Source organism: Bradyrhizobium sp. CIR48 (assembly GCF_014198315.1).
GTDB lineage: Bacteria > Pseudomonadota > Alphaproteobacteria > Rhizobiales > Xanthobacteraceae > Bradyrhizobium.
On record NZ_JACIHG010000010.1, the window covers coordinates 1 to 16,643 of the forward strand.

The window sequence follows — 16,643 nt, forward strand, 5'->3', positions numbered from 1 at the left end:
CGGCGCACGGTGCTGGCTGCGCAGGAGCATCAGGACCTGCCGTTCGAGCAGGTGGTGGAGATCGTGCAGCCGCCCCGGGCTCTTGATCACACGCCATTATTCCAGGTGATGCTGGCCTGGGAGAACAATGCGGTTGGGTCATTGGACCTGCCGGGGCTGAGTGTCGAAGCTGCCGGGGACGAGCTTGATCAGGTCAAGTTCGATCTGGAGCTGAGCCTTGGCGAGCATGGCGAGGAGATCGCCGGAACGCTGGCTTATGCCACGGCGCTGTTTGATCAGGCGACGATCGAGCGGCAGCGTGGTTATCTGCTGGCGCTGCTGCGGGCGATGGCTGCCGATGCGCAGCAAGAGGTCCGCCGGATTGAGCTGCTCTCGACTGCCGAGCGCACATATCTGCTGGAGGAGCTGAACCGGACGGCGGCGCCGTATCCTGCGGAGCGGTGCATCCACGAGCTGTTCGAGACGCAGGTGCACAAGGCGCCGGATGCGGTGGCGGTGGTCTGCGAAGATGAGCGGCTGAGCTATGGCGAGCTCAATGCGCGGGCCAACCGCCTGGCACATCACCTGATCGCCCTCGGCGTCAGGCCGGACCAGCCGGTTGCGATCTGCGTCGAGCGCAGTCCGATGATGGTGGTGGGGCTTCTGGCGATCCTGAAGGCCGGCGGGGCGTATGTGCCGCTGGACCCGGCCTATCCGCCGGCGCGGCTGCATCAGGTGCTCGACGATGCAGCGCCGCGGCTGCTGCTAGCCGATGTGGCCGGCCGTGCCGCCTTCGGCTCGGATGTGCCGGCCAATGTGCGCGTGGTGGAGCTCGATACTGCGGCGCCGGCCTGGGCCAGCCTGCCGGAAGTGGATCCTGACCCGCGCGCGCTCAGCCTGACCTCCCGCAATCTCGCCTATGTGATCTACACCTCGGGATCCACGGGCACGCCCAAGGGGGCTCAGAATGAGCATCGGGCTATCGTTAATCGCCTGATCTGGATGCAGAACGCCTATGGTCTGAAGGCAACAGACGTCGTGTTGCAGAAGACGCCATTTAGCTTCGATGTCTCGGCCTGGGAGTTCTTTTGGACTTTGCTTGAAGGGGCAACGCTGGTACTGGCGCCGCCCGGAGCGCACAGAGATCCCGATGCATTGGTCGACTTGATCGTCGGCCAGCGCATCACGACGGTTCACTTCGTGCCATCCATGCTGGTCAGCTTTTTGGATGCGAAGAGTGTTGACCGCTGCACATCGCTGCGGCGGGTTTTATGCAGCGGCGAGGCGCTCCCTGCCACAAGTGTGCATAGGGTTCGGCGCGTATTGCCCTGGACGGCCCTGCACAATCTCTACGGTCCGACTGAGGCCGCGATCGACGTTACTTCCTGGAGCTGCCCGGCGGAGTTTGATGAGGCCATGGTCCCGATTGGCCGTCCTATTGCCAACACGCGGGTCTACTTGCTGGATCGTCATGGCGGGCTGGTCCCGTTCGGTGCGGTGGGCGAGCTCTGCATTGGCGGGGCGGGGGTGGCGCGAGGCTACCTGAATCGCCCTGAGCTGACAGCCGAGCGGTTCATCCCCAGTCCCTTTGTCGAGGACGACCGGCTGTACCGGACAGGCGACCTGGCACGCTACCTGCCGGACGGCAATCTGGAGTTTTTAGGCCGCAACGACGAGCAGGTGAAGATCCGCGGCTACCGCATCGAGCCGGGCGAGATCGTAGCAAAGCTTTGCGGCCACGCCTGCGTGCGCGAGGCGGTGGTGGTGGCGCGCGAGGATGGTCGCCGCGAGCAGCGCCTCGTTGCGTATGTCGTTGCCGCCGAAGCTGAGGAATCTGATCTTGCCGGCGGGTTGCGCGCGCATGTGAGTGCGGGGCTGCCGGACTACATGGTGCCGAGTGCGTTCGTGCGGCTGGCGGCGCTTCCGCTGACGCTGAACGGTAAGCTCGATCGAAACGCACTGCCGGCCCCGGGCGACGAGGCGTATGCGCGCCGGACCTACGCGCCGCCACAGAGCGAGATGGAGACGGTGCTGGCGCAGATCTGGGCCGAGCTGCTGGGGCTGGAACGGGTCGGACGGGACGACAACTTCTTCGAACTGGGAGGGCACTCGCTCTTGGCCGTGCAGATGATCGAGCGTCTACGGCTGCGGTCACTGCGTATCGAGGTGCGCACCTTGTTCGTCAAGCCGGTGCTGGCGGATCTGGCTGCAAGCCTGGGCCGCCATCACGAGGTGGCGGTCGCGGCCAACCTGATCACCGAGCGGAGTGCGGCGATCACGCCGCAGATGTTGCCGCTGATCGAGCTGACGCCGGGCGAGATCGACCGGATCATCGCCACGGTACCCGGCGGGGTTTGCAACATCCAGGACATCTACGGCCTGTCGCCGCTGCAGGACGGCATCCTGTTCCATCATTTGCTAGCGGCAAAGGGCGATCCGTACCTACTGGTGTCGCAGATGGCGTTTGCCGAGCGTGGGCTGCTCGACCGCTATCTTGCCGCGGTCCAGCGGGTGGTGAATCGGCATGACATCCTGCGTACCTCGTTTGTCTGGGAGGGCTTGTCGCGGCCGGCCCAGGTGGTGTGGCGGGAGGCGCGTCTGGAGGTGATCGAGGTCCAGCTGGATGGCGCTGGAGCCAAGCAGCTCAGGGAGCGGTTTGACCCACGTCGGTACCGCATCGAGCTTGGCCGGGCGCCATTACTGCGGTTTGTGATTGCGCGCGAGCCCGGAAGCGCGCGCTGGCTGCTGCTGGAGCTGCAGCATCATCTGATCGGGGATCACACGACGCGGGACGTGATGCATGCTGAGGTCCGGGCCGAGCTGGAGGGGCGCCAGCATGAACTGACGGCGCCGCAGCCATTCCGCAATCTGGTGGCGCGGGCGCATCTACGCCGGGATGACAAGGCCGACGAAGTGTTCTTCCGGGAGCTGCTGGCCGACATCGACGAGCCGACCGCGCCCTTCGAATTGAGCGAGGTGCGCGGCGACGGAGGCGGGGTTCGAGAGGCGCATCGGATGCTGCCGTCAGTTCTCCATGCGAGGCTGCGCGAACAGGCGCGACGGCTGGGCGTCAGTCTGGCGAGCCTGTGCCATCTGGCGTGGGGACAGGTGGTGGCGCGCAGCAGCGGCCGCGAGCAGGTGGTGTTCGGCACGGTGCTGTTAGGCCGACTGCAGGGCAGCGCTGGCGCCGACCGCGCCATGGGGCTGTTCATCAACACCCTGCCGCTGCGGCTTGATCTCGATGAGACCGCCGTCGAGGCGAGCGTGCGGATGACGCAGGCCCGGCTGGCCGACCTGCTGGCACATGAGCATGCCTCGCTGGCGCTGGCACAGCGCTGCAGCGCTGTTGCGGCGTCGGCACCGCTATTCAGCACGCTGTTGAACTACCGTCACAACACGGCGCCGGCTGTGCCCGGCTCCGGGACGGATGATGTGTTGTCGGGCATGGAATGGCTGGGTGGAGAGGAACGCACCAACTATCCCCTGACCCTGTCGGTGGAGGATTTTGGCGAGGCGCTGGGCCTCACTGTGCAGGCGGCGGAGCCAATCTCGGCGGATCGGATCTGCGGCTACATGCAGCGGGTGCTCGAACAGCTGGCAAAGGCGCTGGAGCATGCCCCGGATACGCCCGTACGCGAGCTGGACATCTTACCGGCCGAGGAGCGCACCTATCTACTGGAGGATCTGAACCGGACGGCGCAGGCCTATCCATCGGACCTGTGCGTCCATGAGCTGTTCGAGGCGCAGGTGCAAAAGGCGCCGGAGGCGGTGGCGCTGGTCTGCGAAAACGAGCGGCTGAGCTATGGCGAGCTCAACGCACGGGCCAATCGGCTCGCGCATCACCTGATCGCCCTCGGGATCAAGCCGGATCAGCCGGTCGCGATCTGCCTCGAACGCGGTCCGGCGATGGTGGTTGGTGTCTTGGCGATCCTCAAGGCTGGCGGTGCCTATCTGCCGCTGGACCCAGCCTATCCCAGCCAGCGGCTGCATCTGGTTGTCGACGATGCCGCGCCGCGGCTGCTGCTTTGCGACGTTGTCGGTCGCGCAGCACTCGGCCCCGAGGTGCTGACCGATGTGACGGTCATCGATCTGGAGACCGCCACGCCCGCCTGGGCCGAACGGGCGGCTTCAAACCCTGACCGGCGCACGCTTGGCCTCACAGCGTGCCATCTCGCTTATGTGATCTACACCTCAGGCTCAACCGGAAGCCCAAAGGGAGTCATGGTTCAGCATCAGGGGTTGGTCAATCTGCTGTCGGCTCAGGTCGGCCTCTTTGGCGCTTCTTCCAACAGCCGCGTCGTGCAGTTCGCCTCCATTGCTTTTGATGCAAGCGCTTGGGAGCTTGTCATGGCGTTTGGCTCCGGAGCCGCTTTGCACTTGCCTGCGGAAGAGATCCGTCAAGCGAGTAACAAGCTATTGGATTATCTCCAAAGCGAAGCCATCACCCACGCGACGTTACCCCCAGCGTTGCTTCAGACAAGCAAGGATCCGGAAGGTTTGGCTGCGCAAGTTCTCATTCTTGCTGGGGAGCTGCCGAAGGCAGAACTCATTCGAAGTCTGACCCCAGCATCAATTGTCAACGCTTATGGCCCGACCGAGGCGACAGTCTGCGCGACGCTCTGGACTTGCCCGGCTGACTTCAATGGGTCAGTGGTCCCGATAGGGCGTCCAATTGCCAACACGCGGGTCTACTTGCTGGATGGTCATGGCGGGCTGGTGCCGTTCGGCGCGGTGGGCGAGCTTTACATTGGCGGGGCGGGGGTGGCGCGGGGCTACCTGAACCGCCCTGAGCTGACAGCGGAGCGGTTCATCCCCAGTCCCTTTGTCGAGGGCGATCGGCTGTACCGGACCGGCGACCTTGCACGTTATCTGCCGGACGGCAATCTTGAGTTCCTGGGCCGTAACGACGACCAGGTGAAGATCCGCGGCTACCGCATCGAGCCGGGCGAGATCGTCGCAAAGCTTTGCGAGCACGCCTGGGTGCGCGAGGCGGTGGTGGTGGCGCGCCAGAACGGCCCCAGTGACAAGCATCTGATCGCCTATGTGGTCTGCGCGCCCGAGGCCGGCTCGGACGAGGGCGATGGAGGCAGGCTTGCGGGCGCCTTGCGGGCGCACTTGAGTGCGCGGCTGCCGGACTACATGGTGCCGAGTGCGTTCGTGCGACTGGCGGCGCTTCCGCTCACGGTGAACGGCAAGCTCGATCGGAACGCGCTGCCGGCGCCAGCCGATCAGGCCTATGCGCTGGCGGCCTACCAGGCGCCGCAAGGTGCGGTCGAGACGGTGCTGGCACGGATCTGGGCCGAGCTCCTGGGTGTCGAGCGCATCGGGCGCAACGACCACTTCTTCGAACTGGGCGGCCACTCGCTCTTGGCCGTGCAGATGCTCAGTCGAGCATTACATCTTGGGCTGAGTTTTAGCGCCACCGACCTCTTCCGAGCCCCTGTTCTGAAAGAGCTTGCATCGAAGATTCGTTTGCAGGTGCAGCCCAGTAACACGGCGGTGATTCCCGTTCGACCGACCGGATCGCAGCCACCTCTCTTCTTTGTCCCCACAGGTTTTGGGGATTGTTCGTATGTCCTCGGTTTGGCAGCGGAAATGGATGCAGACTGCCCGGTTTACGCTCTGCCATGGCCTCCTTTCGACGACGTTCGCCCACCGACACTTGAGGCGATGGCCGCGGAGGTGATCCTTGCGATTAAACAGATCCAGCCACGTGGCCCATACCGCTTTGCTGGATACTCATCAGGTGCAATCCTGGCTTATGCAATTGCCGAGCAATTACTGAGTGTTGATGAAGTTGTGTCATTCATGGCGTTCATTGATGTTAGTCTAACTGCGGCTTCTTCAAACGGATCACTGAAGAATTTGGCGCGAGAATTTGTCTTGGATCGTTGTGGAATCTTGCGCGATGAATATCACGAGGTTTTGGAACGCGACACCGAACAATGTTCCATCTCTGAGTTGCTTGAAAAGGCGCAGCAAATAGGAGCGTTAGCTCCAGGTCACGATCTTCATAGTGACGTTTCGATGTATCAAAGGGCCGCGACATTTCACCGCTCGCTACAGTCTTATCGCATTCCGTCGCTCCCGATTGAAATCCACCAGTTTTATGCCAGTGAGCCTCTCATCAGTTGGTTAGCACCCGACAAACAACCTGATCGCGCGTTGCCAAAGCAGGGCTGGGACCGGATCATGAAATCTGGTGCTATGCATGCCGTACCGGTTCCAGGCAACCACGCGACAATGGTGAGCCATCCAGAAAATCGCCGAGTTCTGGCTCGAGCCATTTCAACAGCCTTGATCGGGAGTGTTGAATAGACCCAAAGAACTTTCTCAGAAGGGAGCGAAGTCATCGCGTGCTGGACGGCAACAAAATTGGTCGTGCACGGCTCCCTGACAACGGGCTGGAAGACGTCGCATCTTGATCGAGGTCTTCAAGGAGCGTGTCAGTTTCGCTAATCATCCCCATAATCGTTGGCCGGAGCAGGGCGAGCTTCGAATAAGGGCGGCAGCCAAGCGAGCGCGGGGGAATACGAGGCCGCGCGCCAGCTCCTCGAACAAATAGATCGAGCTCGAGATACCGAAGCCGCCAGGATGCACGCACTCAATCTGCATTCCTTGTCCGAGGAAGATCCCGATAATGGCAAGCCGCTCTTGGATGATGCGATCCGAGAATTTACCGAGCTTTTGGACAGAACAGACGGCGCCAAGCGACTGAGCAATCTGATCGCGCTTTGTGAAGCTGAGCTTGATAAAGCGAGTTTGTTGACGGTGAGGACCCTCGACGGTGCTGCTGCACGGCGGATCGCCCAACGGCGCCGAGCTGATCGCAGCCAAGTGGGCCGACAACCGTAAGGTGCCGCAGATTGCCTTCAGGCCCGACTGGACGAAGCATGCGAAGGCCGCCCCGTTCGAACGCAACGATGCGATGCCGGAGACACTTCCTATCGGCGTTCTGTACTTCCCCGGCACCGGCATTCAGGACGACCTAGCCGACAAGGCCAAGAAGCTCGGCATCCCGATCTGGACATTCGGCGGCGCGTGAGCGCTGCCGCAAATTCTAATCACCAGGAGCTTTCCAGCTCGCTCGATGCCGCTGATCGTGCGACCAGCCGCGGCCCACGTGTGTTCGCCTCAGCAGTGTGCGGCTCGCGCTGGCTAGCATTCATTCTTTCTTTGCAAGCAAGCTGAGCTCTGCTCGATTCCGAGTGCTTCACCATCATTATCCACGACGTCGGCGTCGCTGTTTGGCGCCGACATCGATGCTTACGAGCAGGCCTGGATGGCTCGAGATATAGTCTCGAGCTGGCCAAGATCAAGTCTTTGAATCGAACTTGTAAGAAGCCTGAAAGAATGTACCCCAGCGCTCCATGCTGTACTTCGCAAATGAGGGCGCGTGCTCGATGCAGCCGTTGCCGCAGTGCATGGACTCGGCGTCCTTTTTGGTCCACATAGCCCAATAGCGACCACCAACGCCGACGCTGATGTTATCCGTGATGAAGTAGGACAGCACGCCTTCAAGCTGGACGCCGCCACCACCACTGCCGCGTTGTTCCGCGAAGGTAGTGGCGGGACGCAAGAGGTGATAATCTCGACCGATGAAATCGGTCCAGGGCAGGTAAGCGACATCAGCGTTCAGGCGCCAGCGCTCGGTCAGCATGGTTTCGGCGCTCAGGCCGATTCGAGGCGCATTCCATTGCGTATCCTCGCTGCCAACAATCCTGTTGTCACCCGGCTTCAGACATCGATGCCGTGGATTGGCGAACTCAATGCAACCGGTCGAGTCCGAGCTCTGCCCGTAATAGGTCCAGCCTAGAAATCCACCGACCTTGTAGTTCGTGCCGCGCAGGACATCGTAACCGACGTCGGCTGTGTAATATGTGAACTTTCCGTTTGACTCATCTGAAATGGTGTTCTGGTAGGACCGTCCCTTGTGGGGCAACCAGTCTTCATCATTTGACTTCCCTTTGTTGAAGCCCCCGATACCAAGGTTGCTCTTCAGGAACACTCCCCAGGGACTATCAACACGGCCGAATAACTCCCCGGAGAATCCGTCCTGTCGATGATAGGTGAGCCTCGATATCAGCAAGCCGGGATCTTGCTCTCTGCCCGCTGCGCTGTGATCCCACTGGAATCTTCCCCGGCTGAGCCAGAGCCGCGAGCCGCCTTCGAACGACCAACCGCTCGCGTAAGGAATGGGCTGCACGCTCGCGGGTACCTTCGTGTACAGCGTAGCATTAGACCATTGTGCGGCCTTTGGGTCGGCGTCGAAATGGTAGTTAAGGCCAATCTTTCCGATGTGATAGTTGCTGGACAGGCTGGTTGTGTTCGCTGGCAGAATTGCAAGTGGTGGCAGTTGTACTGTCGGAGCCGTTGCCACACTCGGTCCGCCAAAATGCAGATAGTCATACTCGACGTTCACGGACCACGCAGGCGTAATCGCTTGCTCGATGCCCAGCCCGATAACGCTACCGACACGACCATAGTCGAAATGGGTTTTCTCCTGGGGCAGGTGGAGGAATTCATAGTTGTTGACCACATCGCCCCTGTTGTTTTGCCAGGCTACACCTCCCTTGATATACGCCAGCGTGAGGCCGAGTGCGCCAAAGGCGTAACCAATTCGGCCAGTCCCGGTGGCGAAGAGGTTGGGACCTGCGATGCAGTTTGCGCTTACAACCAGGCCCGAATGAGCGAGGCAAGTATTTGTGCCTTCGGAAATAACACCGCTGGCATCCAGTTCGACGCCAAACACCCAGCTGCTGTTCTGCCAATTGTAGCCGATCTGGCCACCCGCGAGAAACGCCGGGCTTTCCACGATACCGCCATAAATCGAGGGACCGTAGGGATTGCTGAAGGAAGTTCGGCCGTATCCACCGCCGACATGTCCGCCGATATAGACACCCGACCAGTTCCATACGACCAGCGGCAGCTTCGGTTCTGGCTCAAGGCGCGCGTTGGCCGCACCGCTGGCCATGACCGCAATCGTGGCACCCAACAGAAGAACTCTCGACTTCATCAAAGACCCTGCACTTTCCCGGTCCACACCGGCTTCTTAAGATATCGCCAACGGTGAATCGTCGCGGCAGAACTGACACTCGCGACAACGCGTGCCAGATCCGCTCCGAAAACAACGCACTGCGATCGGTGATGATGCCCGAATGAAGCAATGCACGTGCCAAACTGATTTCGTCTGCTTTGCAGGTTTTCGGAAGACTTTGTTGCGTCTACTTGCCGACTGTCGTCTCAAATCTGACAATCTGAGCTTCCGACAGTCTCTCCATAGCGCGACATTTGCGAGGGCAGATCCAATACGCAGCGTTTATCATTGCGTGGAATAGTTGCGAAAGCGCCGCCAAACGGAAAACAATCAGGGCTTGGAGTGAGTGGCGATTGTGACCCGGATGCTCAAAAGCAACACACGCGATGGAGTGGCAGCGAAGATCACAAAGGGTCAAATGCCGATTGCACGAGCCTTTTGAGCGTAAGCTCAGCGCAAATGACAAAAATCGCGCAACTGAATTTGTGACGATCCGGACGCTGCGTTTCTTGCGATAGTGTCGCGACGAGGAAGGTGAAGGCTTCAGCCTGATCTGCTCCCCTCCCAGCCGTCGCAACGGCGACTGACCCGATCCGCTTTGCCTCGCCCGGCTGGTCCGGGCGGGGCATTACCTTGCGCAGGAGCCGGCCGCGATCTTGCGGCTGCGTCGCACCCCGACCATGCGAGCTTCGCAGGACGGACGCACCGATTCCCTCAAGGAGCTTTAGTCGCAAGTCACCGAGGGCGCATCGTTGTGCTTGAGGTGTCGCTTTCGGACATTGTAACTCACCAGCCAGATCACGCCGACCGCGATCGGCACAAAGGCTGCGGTCAGGAACGAGGGCTCTACTCGCAGTCCGACATCATGCGCGCCCTTGGCAAGATAGCTAAACAGGCTGACCACATAATATCCTATCGCCGCGACCGACAATCCTTCGACCGTGCATTGCAGCCGAAGTTGGTGTCTCGCGCGCTCGTTGATAGCATGCAATAGGTCACGATTCTGTCGTTCGATTTCGACGTCGACCCGGGTTCGCAACAGATCGGCGGCACGCGCGAGCTTGACCGACAGAGTCGCCTGACGATCCTCAACAGTTGCGCAGGTTCGCATCGCCGGCGCCATGCGGCGTGCCAGAAATGACGACCAGGTTGGATAGCCCGAGACATTGTTGCCTTCAATGATGGATAGTCGCGATTGGACCAGCTCGCTATAGGCCCTGCTGGCGCCGAAGCGAAACAGGCTGCCGGTCGCGCCTCTCTCGAAGGATGCGGCCAGCGCCGTCAGCTCGGCAAGCAGATGGTTGTTGAATTGCAGACCCTCACCGCTTTGCATTTTCTCGAGCGCCTCAACAAGACGGCGGTCGATGCGATCAACAGATGGTGCAAGCTCAAGAGCCGCCGACAGGCCAAGGAGCGCCAATGGACGGTAGGTCTCGATTTCCAGGAGCCGTTGCACCAGCGCTCCGAGATCGTGCGACGTCAACCCGAGGTCGCAGACGAGGATCTTCGTGAAACCTTTTTCATCTACGCGGAAGTCTGAGGCGGCAACGCCTGCGCCGCTCTTTGTGGCAACCATGGCCAGGCTGTTCTTGTCAAAAATCTGTTCGGCCCGCATGGTCGGCGAGGCGTCCTGCTCCACTTCTAGCCTGATCGCGACCAGCAACTGTCCGGTCTGACGCAACGCGCGGATCAGCGATCGGACGGTACCCTCAACTTTGTCAAATTGGTCTGCGGCAGAACAATTTGCGTTAGTCCAGATCCAGGTGAATGTCGTAAATTCCGAATGCTGCTCCCAGCGTAGCGTAGCGGGCCCGATGACAATCTGATGAAGTTTCGCCGATTGCTCAGGCGGCGTAAGATTGCGCTCGAGGCAAAAATCGATAAAACGGCAGCGATCGCTTGTGGCCGCCTCGCCCTGTGCAAGAAAGGCCAAGTGGATCACGCTGAAGGGCGAAACAAGGCGCGTGAAGGGGCGCGCGTGCACTTCGCCGAGCACAGCGTCGCGTTGCGGATGGGGCGTGAAGGTTCGTAGATCCAGTTCATCGATCATGTATTGACGCCTCGCTTCAGGGTGAGCAGGCAACCGTCAGCCTTGACGCGTGGGCCAATGGCGGTGCTGGGAAACGGTTGCGCGCGGCTAGGTTGCCGATCGAGTCATGTCGACGATCACTACCGAGGCCGCTTGAACTCGGGAAAGAGGTTTTGCCGGAGGAAGGTCAGGCCAGGCAGATTGAGATGAAGCCGCCTCATCCAGCTTTCGAATGACGCCATCAACGTATGGTCCGGTGTCTATTGCGAAAATGCCGCATTGTGGCTACAATAGGTGTAGCGGTGCGCCAGCAAGCCGCTCCTGGGCGATGGCACGCGCCACCGTTGGACGAATGCCTAGATTTACGTGGACATCGTTGTCTGTCTCAGGAGGGGGGCGCGTGCAAGTGAAGATATGCCGCCCCTCTTCTGAAAGCAGTTTTCGGGTGGGATGACCGATGCCGCGCGAGGCCGTGGCAAGCAGGAACATCTTCCGTTCTCCCAGCGTGGTACAGACAAACGACCTCCAGTGCGGCAACCGCATTGTCGATTGACGGATCGAGGCCCAAACCCGACTCCCATCTTGTTGCCGGCGCCAAACTCCCTGGCGCCGAGCGCCGGTGCAGGATTTAGGCCAGCAACAGAAGGGGCACTCTCGAGTCTTTTTTACGCAATGTGGCTTCCGTAGACAGTCGGAGGCGGGTTTCAGACATGAGCGCGCTTGTATTCTGACAGAATGCGGACGTGGCACAGGCCACAGGGAAGGGTCTTTTTTCGGCAAGCTGATCGCTCGCCCGGCCGCTGCCATTGTTTGAGCGGCCACGCTTTGGTTGGATTCGTCGATGCAGAGCCATGCGAGTGACCGCGCCCGGACCCCCGGGCAAGGCTCCGCGATGGTCGGATAACGTCACCTCGAGTAAGGTTGACTGGATCACGCAGCTGGAGCGCTCTTCGCCTTTGAAGCGTCACTCAGAGCAGCGCAAGCGTTCCGGCTCGACCGGTTGTCGCAGGGAGGCAGATACGTGGCGATCGTTGTGAGCAGGTTACGCAGCCAATCGTGGAACCGTGCTCTCGGTCAATAGCAAGTATCGGGTGTTGCGAGTCCACGCAACCACCGGTTCTTACGATTTCGGCATAGGCTCAAGCCTGCGCCACTCCCTTGATCGGCGTCACCTTCTTGGAATCTAGCCAGTAGTGGATCCGATCGGCCCAATGCTGCATCAGCTTAGTGCGCGTGCCGATTAGCGCGAGCGGTCCGTGCCTCTTGTACAGACCTGGAGGTGACGCCTGTATAAGCCTTAGCTCCATCGAGGCGATCGGCGGCATCTGTTTCGATACGAGGGCAACGGTTTTCGAAGTCGATAGGGCGTCGGCGACCCCTGGTACACGCGGCTGGACAGCAAACTAATCGAAGTACCAGTTTTTGGTGCAGGAGCCGCTTGGCGCGATGGCGAGCACTGACAGTCTCAAAGCCTTCCGGATCCGCGGTACCGTCTGCAGCCCCCCGCGAATGGGTCCCATCGTCATCGACCAGAATAGGTGTTCCTGGTCCACGGGCTTCGAATCGTTCGAGTCCGATCTAAATCGTCGCTCGCCTCTGTCCTGTCTGCCAGGTTACAGGGATTACCAAGTTTCCGTTCGGCGGCTCACAAGATCACATCAGTTTTCCGGCGGTGCGAAGTGCGCAATTCAAATTCCGACAGCGGCACAAAGCCCGTCGGGTTCAAAGCACTGGCCGCCGTGCCGTTGAGCTATTCATGCGCAATCAGGCACTTAATGCGCGCAGACGATGCTGGCACGGACGTTGCTACTAAGGTGCCGCAGTACTGAAAGTGCTGAGCGCACGAAACGCAAGACCGGCGATGCTCCCCTTCCTTGAATCGATGTGGCCCGCTTGGTCCGCACCATGTGTGGCGGCGCTGTCCGATCTGGTACAGCTGCAAGAGAAATACAGAGATAGCGGAGTTGAGGTCCTCGGAATAGCAGCTCGTGAGCGCGCTCAAACAGCGGAAGAGGCCCGAAGCAAGTTGGACCCATCGTTGACCAAAAGGGTGCCGAATCTCAACTATCGGATCGGGTTCAACTACACACGCGAAATGGACAAGCTTTGGATGGATTCCAGCTTTTCTGTCGGAATTCCCACCTCGTTCCTAGTCGGCCGTGATGGCCGCATCGCCTTTATAGGTTCCCCGACGCAACTCAATGACGTTCTGCCGAAGATTCTGACGGGCCGCTGGCGCATCAGCGATGAAGCGAAAGCCGCCGATGCAGAGCGGATCGCCGAGGGCGAACGCACAATGCCGATCTCCGCTAAACTGACAGCGGCGATGGCGCAGGATTGGGCGAAGGCGCTTTCGGTGGTCGAGGAAGCCGTCGCTGTTCTGCCGGATGACGTGAACTTCCGCGTGCTGCATGCGGATCTGTTGCTCCACAAAATGCACGAGGTGCAGGCCGGCCTGCCGGTGATGATGCGCCAATTGGTTCGTGAGGCGATCGACAAAAAATCCGCGCTGTGGATGGCCGGGGCGATGCGCCAACTCTTTGATTCGGCGAATGACAGCTCTTATTTGCCGCAGGCCGAGCGCTTCGCGATGGGCAATGAGTTATCCAAACACATTCTGGCAGTGAATCCTCCGCAACACGACGAGGCCCCTAAGTTCCTGTCCTATCCGGCGCTCGCTCAGTACTGTTATGAGAGCGGCGACAGATCGCGCGATCGAGGTGACGCTGAGGTCGCTGGACGGCCCCGCACCTATCTCGGACAAACCGAAACAGCAGGTTATGTCGGTATTGGTCCAAACGCTGGCCAACTACAAGGGTCAGAAGGCTTGCCATTGGTCTCTATGTGCGACTCCGCAACCCGGAGTTCCGCAAAAGTACCAAAGCGCAAGCGCCGGAGGAGAAAAGATGCAAAAGAGAGTGACGCCGATCCCGCCTACCTGGCTCACACAAGCTCGGATCGTGCAAGGCTGGCCGATGTCTCAGATCGATGCTCTCAGCCCGAGGAGCTCGCAAAGCGTGAGGCGCTTCAGCTCAGCGCTTACGCCAAGAGTGGGAGAAATGGCTAGAAGATTTCGGCCGCAGCCCCCAGACTGCGGGCATTTATCGCATCCCTCGGACGACGCGCCAAGCATTGGGCACATCGGATCTGGATCGAACGGTTTTTACACCGCGTGTGCCACAACCCCCTAGTGCCATGACCAGTCAAGACGACAAACGACCGGCCGCAATCGGCTTGGTTCTCCCGTTTGCGTTGGAGCAGTGGCTGAAGCAGCCAGTCCGTGCCACTATTGTCCTCGTCGGCTTCTTAGGATCGACGGTCGCCGACCTGTTCATGCCGGTCTATTCCGGCCGTCTAGTGGATGCATTGGCCTCGGTCCCCTCCGACCAAGCGGCGCGGCATGCGGCACTGATTGCGTTCGCTGGTACCCTCGCGCTCGGTCTGCTCTCGATTATATTGCGGTTTACGGGCTTCCAGGCGATCGTGCCGTTCACGCTGAAGACCATGTCAGATGTGGCCCGTGGGGGCTTCATGCGCGTGCAGCGCTTCTCAACCGACTGGCACGCTAACTCGTTCGCCGGCTCGACCGTGCGCAAGATCACCCGCGGCATGTGGGCGCTCGACCTGCTTAACAATACGATCCTGATGGCATTGTTGCCGTCGCTCGCGGTGCTCGTGGGTTCGACGATCCTGCTCGGCCTGCATTGGCCCGAGCTCGGCGCCGTGATCGGCCTCGGCGCAGTGATCTATGTCGCCATCACGACGGCATTCACGATCGGCTACATCGCGCCGGCGGCGCGCGTCTCCAACGCCTGGGACAGCAAGGTCAGCGGCACGCTGGCGGACGCGCTCACCTGCAATACTGTGGCGAAATCCTTCGGTGCTGAGGCGCGTGAGGATGCGCGGCTTGATGGTGTCGTCAGACGCTGGCGGGCAAGGGTGCAGCGCACCTGGCTGCGATCCAACGGCACGGGCACGGTGCAGCTCGTGATGCTCTTGTGCTTTCGTGCTTCGGTGATCGGCGGCGCCATCCTGCTGTGGATGGCGGGGCGGACCTCTCCAGGCGACGTCGCTTATGTGTTGACAAGCTATTACATCATCCACGCCTATTTGCGTGACGTCGGGATGCACATCAACAATCTGCAGCGCTCCGTGAACGACATGGAGGAACTGGTTACCATCTATGGCGAGCCGATCGGCATTGTCGATGCTCCCGACGCCAAGCCGATCGACATTCACTGTGGGAGGATCACGTTCGAAGACGTCACCTTCCTCTATGACGGCGATCGCGTGCCGCTCTACGACGGATTGTCGATCAACATCCGCGCCGGCGAGCGGATCGGTCTGGTCGGCCGCTCCGGCTCCGGCAAGACCACGTTCGTCAAGCTGCTTCAGCGCCTCTACGACGTCTCCGGCGGCCGGATCCTGATCGACGGCCAGGACGTTGCGAAAGCCACGCAGCAGTCGCTGCGCAGCCAGATCGCGATCGTGGAGCAAGAGCCGATCCTGTTTCACCGCTCGCTGGCTGAAAACATCGCCTATGGCCGACCCGGCGCCAGCATGGCGGCGATCAAGCAGGCGGCGAGGCTCGCCAACGCACATGACTTCATCATGCGATCGCCGAAGGGCTACGGCACACTTGTGGGTGAACGCGGCGTAAATCTGTCGGGTGGCGAGCGGCAGCGCGTTGCGCTGGCGCGCGCGTTCCTTGCCGATGCACCAGTGTTGATCCTGGACGAGGCGACGTCGAGCCTGGATTCGGAATCGGAAGCGCTGATCCAAGAGGCGATGGAACGGCTGATGAAGGACCGCACCTCGATCGTAATCGCGCACCGCCTGTCGACGGTGCGCGGCCTCGACCGCATCCTGGTGTTCGATCGCGGCAAGATCGTCGAGCAGGGCGCGCATTCGGCACTGATCGTGCAACCCGGCGGCATCTATCGCAGTCTGTTCGAGCGGCAGGCCGTCGAGTTCGGTCCGCACTCGGCGGAAGGCCAGCCCAAAACATGGCTGGCCGCATCTCCGTAGGCCTAGGTCTCGGCCTCGGACGAGCCAAGAGGCTGATATATCCATCGGGACCAATGCGTCCGACGGGCCCGCCATATCGCCCGGCGGATCGCCAGATGCGACGTCTATCTGTATGCGTCCAAAAGTTACATTGACCATCATGGCGAGCCGAAAAGCCTCGGGAAAGCCGATGATCATGTTTTTGTGGACTACATTGGCGATATGATCGAAATCTCCGCATTGAAATGGCTACATGACACCGTCGGCGAGAGACGTGTCGTTTTTTGCAGCACCAGTCCACTTGTCCAATTGGAGGCCGTCAGGCGAGGCTTTGGCATCGGAATGTTTCCTACATATCTGGCAGACTCTGAGCCCACGCTCAGACGCGTACTTGCGGCTGAGGCCAGGACAAATCGCGAGTCTTGGCTTGCCATCCACGAAGAGTTACGGCATGTCCCAAGGATGGCGGCGGTCTTTGATTGCGTAACTGAATATTCGCAGCAAATAAGGCGTTCTACCACTAGTGCGACCTTCGTAAAAATTCTTTGAGCGATGATCGCCGCTTTTGAAATCTTGCGCCAGCCGAAATGA

6 protein-coding genes and 1 pseudogene are annotated in these 16,643 nt (G+C 60.5%); 5 read left to right on the plus strand and 2 right to left on the minus strand.

Annotated elements, in window-relative coordinates:
* Positions 1–9: 9 nt before the first annotated feature.
* The gene (locus tag GGD66_RS28075; protein WP_312014190.1) at positions 10–6,297 is read left to right on the plus strand and encodes a non-ribosomal peptide synthetase; all 6,288 of its coding nucleotides are present in this window, start codon (positions 10–12) and stop codon (positions 6,295–6,297) included.
* 460 nt (positions 6,298–6,757) lie between these two features.
* Positions 6,758–7,024 (plus strand): annotated as a pseudogene (locus GGD66_RS28080) (DUF2493 domain-containing protein); the annotation flags it as partial.
* Positions 7,025–7,294: 270 nt separating this feature from the next.
* Here GGD66_RS28080 and GGD66_RS28085 read toward each other — a convergent pair.
* Both GGD66_RS28085 and GGD66_RS28090 read right to left on the minus strand, forming a co-directional pair.
* Entirely contained in the window at positions 7,295–8,974 is a 1,680-nt protein-coding gene (locus GGD66_RS28085; protein ID WP_246788995.1) for an outer membrane beta-barrel protein, read from the minus strand.
* A 766-nt stretch (positions 8,975–9,740) separates the two neighbouring features.
* Positions 9,741–11,066, minus strand: coding sequence for a DUF3422 family protein (locus GGD66_RS28090; RefSeq protein ID WP_183259633.1), 1,326 nt, complete (start codon positions 11,064–11,066; stop codon positions 9,741–9,743).
* A 1,861-nt stretch (positions 11,067–12,927) separates the two neighbouring features.
* Between GGD66_RS28090 and GGD66_RS28095 the strand changes: the two genes are divergently transcribed.
* The 3 genes from GGD66_RS28095 to GGD66_RS42455 all read left to right on the plus strand — a co-directional run bounded on the left by GGD66_RS28095 (position 12,928) and on the right by GGD66_RS42455 (position 16,601).
* Positions 12,928–14,112: a TlpA disulfide reductase family protein gene (locus GGD66_RS28095; protein WP_246789011.1), complete on the plus strand. Its 1,185-nt coding sequence runs from the start codon at positions 12,928–12,930 to the stop codon at positions 14,110–14,112.
* A gap of 128 nt (positions 14,113–14,240) precedes the next feature.
* Positions 14,241–16,073, plus strand: coding sequence for an ABC transporter ATP-binding protein (locus tag GGD66_RS28100; protein WP_183259634.1), 1,833 nt, complete (start codon positions 14,241–14,243; stop codon positions 16,071–16,073).
* Positions 16,074–16,112: 39 nt separating this feature from the next.
* Entirely contained in the window at positions 16,113–16,601 is a 489-nt protein-coding gene (locus GGD66_RS42455) for a LysR substrate-binding domain-containing protein (RefSeq protein ID WP_183259797.1), read from the plus strand.
* Positions 16,602–16,643: the final 42 nt, after the last annotated feature.

Bases quoted from the DNA above. Each gene is read 5' to 3' on its own strand.
- GGD66_RS28095 (WP_246789011.1), top strand. From the start codon at position 12,928: ATGTGGCCCGCTTGGTCCGCACCATGTGTGGCGGCGCTGTCCGATCTG.
- GGD66_RS28100 (WP_183259634.1), top strand. From the start codon at position 14,241: ATGACCAGTCAAGACGACAAACGACCGGCCGCAATCGGCTTGGTTCTC.
- GGD66_RS28090 (WP_183259633.1), bottom strand. From the start codon at position 11,066: ATGATCGATGAACTGGATCTACGAACCTTCACGCCCCATCCGCAACGC.